Genomic DNA, 3,279 nt, shown 5'->3' with positions numbered 1-3,279 from the left:
TTAAAAATGGATTTTAGGTTCGATCCCCCCTGCCCCCCTTGATAAGGGGGGTGCCGATAGGCGGGGGGATCCCCCCTGCCCCCCTTGATAAGGGGGGTGCCGATAGGCGGGGGGATCCCCCCTGCCCCCCTTGATAAGGGGGGTGTCTGATAACTTTTAACGCCTACCTACTTATATAGTAGCGATCGGTCTTTGTGTCCTTTGTGTCTCTGTGGTTCTTTACACTCATTGCTTAAAGGCCCCTTCAAGTTCCCAGAGCTTAGTCACCAATATTGCGAAAGTGACAGAAAAGGGATAATCTTCCACTCAATTGCCCAAAATAAAGGCTAGAATCGAAATATAGTATCGATCGCTACGGATTTTTCATGAATTACAGAAAATTTTGCTTGGCTTTTTTGCTGTCCCTTATCCTCATCAACACCGGATTAGTTATGCCTAGTTACGCAAACGAAAGAGAATTGAGGACAATTACCGTAACGGGGGAAGGAATAGAAAATATCGCCACTTCTCAAGCAGTAGTGCGCTTAGGGGTAGAAGTTCAAGGCAAAGAAGCGGGTAAGGTGCAGCGGGAAACCGCCAATCGTAGCGACGCGGTGGTTAAATTTCTCCGTTCCCGTCAAGTGGAAAAATTGGAAACCACCGGCATCAGTTTACAGCCCAATTACGACTTCAGCAACAACCAAAGACGTTTAATCGGTTATATCGGGGCTAATTTGATTAGTTTTCAGATCGATATAGCCCAAGCGGGGATTTTAATCGATGAAGCGGTGAAAGTCGGGGCAACACGCATCGATGGGGTCAGTTTTACTGCTGGGGAATCAGCGATCGCAGCTGCCCAAAGAACCGCTCTCATCAAAGCCACGGAACAAGCTAGAGAACAGGCGACAATCGTGTTACAAGCCCTCGGTTTAGTGGCGAAAGAAACGGTTTCTATCCAAGTGGGTAATACAGGTAATCCCGTGCCAATAGCTCGCTCAGAAGCGGTTTTTCGGAGTCGGAGTGCCGATGCTGCCAGTAGCCCGGTTATCGGAGGGGAACAAACCCTGCGCGCTGCTGTCACCCTCGAAATTAGCTATTAAGATAACTTTCAGCTATCAGTTATCAGCCTGGGTTTTTTTGACCGGAAATCTTGGATACAGGCTGATAAAATCAACGCCGATGTTCGGAAACTCTAGAAAAAACTGTCCCCCTCATCCGTGAATTATCCTAACTTTTTACCCACTGTTAGCGAGGGATTGAGCGAAGATACCTCCCTTGCTCTCCTCGAAAATATCCAGCAAATTGCCATCGATAGCCCCATCTATCCCCGATCGATTCTAACTACCTATAGTCAACAAGGGCAAGGTCAACCGCCTTTTGTCCTCCTGCACGGTTTTGATAGTTCCCTACTGGAATTTCGGCGTTTACTACCTTTACTCGCCCAAAATAGGGAAACTTGGGCGATAGATCTACTCGGCTTCGGTTTTACTGAGCGATACCCAGATTTAGAAGTATCTCCCGAAACTATTAAAAGCCATCTTTACCATTTCTGGAGAACTGCGAGCGCCGAACCGATAATTTTAGTCGGTGCTTCCATGGGGGGTGCAGTGGCCCTCGATTTTGCCCTCTCCTACCCGGAAATAGTGGCGAAATTAGTCCTCATTGACAGCGCAGGACTAGCTAATCCCCCAGTCTTGGGTAAATTGATGTTTTCTCCCCTCGATAAGTGGGCAACTAATTTTTTAGCCAATCCCCGCGTGCGCCAAAATATCAGTCGTACCGCCTATTTCGATCAAACTTTGGCTAGTGTTGATGCTTGCACCTGTGCTAGTCTGCACCTGAATTGTCCCCACTGGAGTGAGGCTTTAATCTCCTTTACCAAAAGTGGCGGTTATGGGGCATTTTTGCCGAAATTAAGCCAAATAAACCGAGAAACTCTGATTATTTGGGGAGAAAACGATCGAATTTTAGGCACAGAAGACGCGAAGAAATTTCAGCAGGCTTTGCCCAATAATCAACTGGTCTGGATTCCTCGCTGTGGCCATGTTCCCCACCTCGAAAAACCAGAACTTACCGCAGCTGCGATAGTTAAATTCGCGAGCTAAGAACTTATAATAGGATTATTTGACCCTATAGTGCCAACTTTTATGAAATTTTTGCCGATCGCTCTCGCTACCTTCAGCCTTCTGAGTTTATCTGTCAATATTCCTGCTACTGTAGCCACACAACAGCTTTTTTGTCAAGGCCGCATGAATAACGGTTGGTCCTATTCGGCAGAATTTCTCAATGGACGTTTTGAGCGCATTCGCTGGACGCGCTCCGGTCAACCCCCCCAAGTTTCTAGCCTTAGTTTTAAAAATACTAACAACAAAGGACAACCGATTTATCGTGGCAGTCTATTCGCCGCAGTCAGTGTGACTCTGATAGACTTATCGAAAGGAGATGTCCGTCCCGGTTCGCAAATTTCCGTGGGAGTGGAAGAATGGGGTTGGTCGCGGGGAAACTGCGCTCTTTCTAACCGTTGACATCCTCACCGCCGTAAACGGACGGTGATTCCTCACCACGCTACCTTTTTAGGGTAGTCGCGTCAATGGGGTTAACGCTTCACAGGATGCGGCTTCTTTAACAGAAGTCTTACGCTTTCCGACCCGTCCGTTTAAAGTCTCCGATTGCCCACCGGCGACCTTGATATTTACCGCAGCATTGATGTCTCGATCATGGAAAGTCCCACAGAAAAGACATTCCCACTCACGGATATTTAACGCTTTCTTACCGCCGATATTACCACAACAGGAACATCGCTGAGACGTTGGCTCCCATCGGGAAATTAACCGAAAATCACGCCCATATTTATCAGATTTTGCTGATAGCATATCTCGAAAAGAACGCCATCCTAAGTCTGATATGGCACGGGATAACTTCCGATTTTTAACCATTCCCGATGTGTTTAAATCCTCTAAAACTATCGTTTGATTTTCACGAACAACTTTAGTGGATAGTTTATGCAAGAAATCAGTGTGAGTGTCCTTAATCTTTGCGTGGATTTTAGCCCCTCGTTTTCTGGCTTTTTCCCGTCGTTTACTTCCCTTCTGTTTTCTAGAAAGGTTTTTCTGTGCCTTTCTTAGTCGTTTCAATCGTTTCTTTAACGGTTTTGGTGCGTTTATGGCTCTTCGGTTTGTGTTATGCAATGGACGGGGGTTATAAGGGATGGAACCCTTATAGAGAAAGGCATTTAGCGATTTTTGTCAATTGTTTTTTATCTAGAGCGAACTAATCAATTAAGTCTCTTGCCAGATAAGG

Annotated in this window: 3 protein-coding genes and 1 pseudogene; 3 read left to right on the top strand and 1 reads right to left on the bottom strand. The window is 46.4% G+C overall.

Going from position 1 to position 3,279, the window contains the following annotated elements; all coding sequences use genetic code 11:
* Window positions 1–365 precede the first annotated feature (365 nt).
* The 3 genes from O9332_RS01175 (at window position 366) to O9332_RS01165 (ending at window position 2,504) form a co-directional block, all read left to right on the top strand.
* The gene (locus tag O9332_RS01175; RefSeq protein ID WP_002758662.1) at window positions 366–1,079 is read left to right on the top strand and encodes an SIMPL domain-containing protein; all 714 of its coding nucleotides are present in this window, start codon (window positions 366–368) and stop codon (window positions 1,077–1,079) included.
* Between the two features lie 117 nt (window positions 1,080–1,196).
* On the top strand, window positions 1,197–2,084 hold the full coding sequence (locus O9332_RS01170) for an alpha/beta fold hydrolase (protein ID WP_288023324.1): 888 nt from the start codon (window positions 1,197–1,199) through the stop codon (window positions 2,082–2,084).
* Between the two features lie 42 nt (window positions 2,085–2,126).
* Complete coding sequence (locus O9332_RS01165; protein ID WP_288023323.1) at window positions 2,127–2,504, top strand: hypothetical protein; 378 nt, start codon at window positions 2,127–2,129, stop codon at window positions 2,502–2,504.
* Window positions 2,505–2,552: 48 nt separating this feature from the next.
* Here the strand turns inward: O9332_RS01165 and O9332_RS01160 are convergent.
* Window positions 2,553–3,143: pseudogene (locus O9332_RS01160) on the bottom strand (RNA-guided endonuclease TnpB family protein); the annotation flags it as partial.
* Window positions 3,144–3,279 lie beyond the last annotated feature (136 nt).

Origin of the sequence: Microcystis sp. LE19-10.1B, from assembly GCF_027530565.1 — a bacterium.
In the GTDB taxonomy this organism is placed as follows: domain Bacteria; phylum Cyanobacteriota; class Cyanobacteriia; order Cyanobacteriales; family Microcystaceae; genus Microcystis; species Microcystis aeruginosa.
This window is presented reverse-complemented; position numbering and strand designations above follow the sequence as displayed.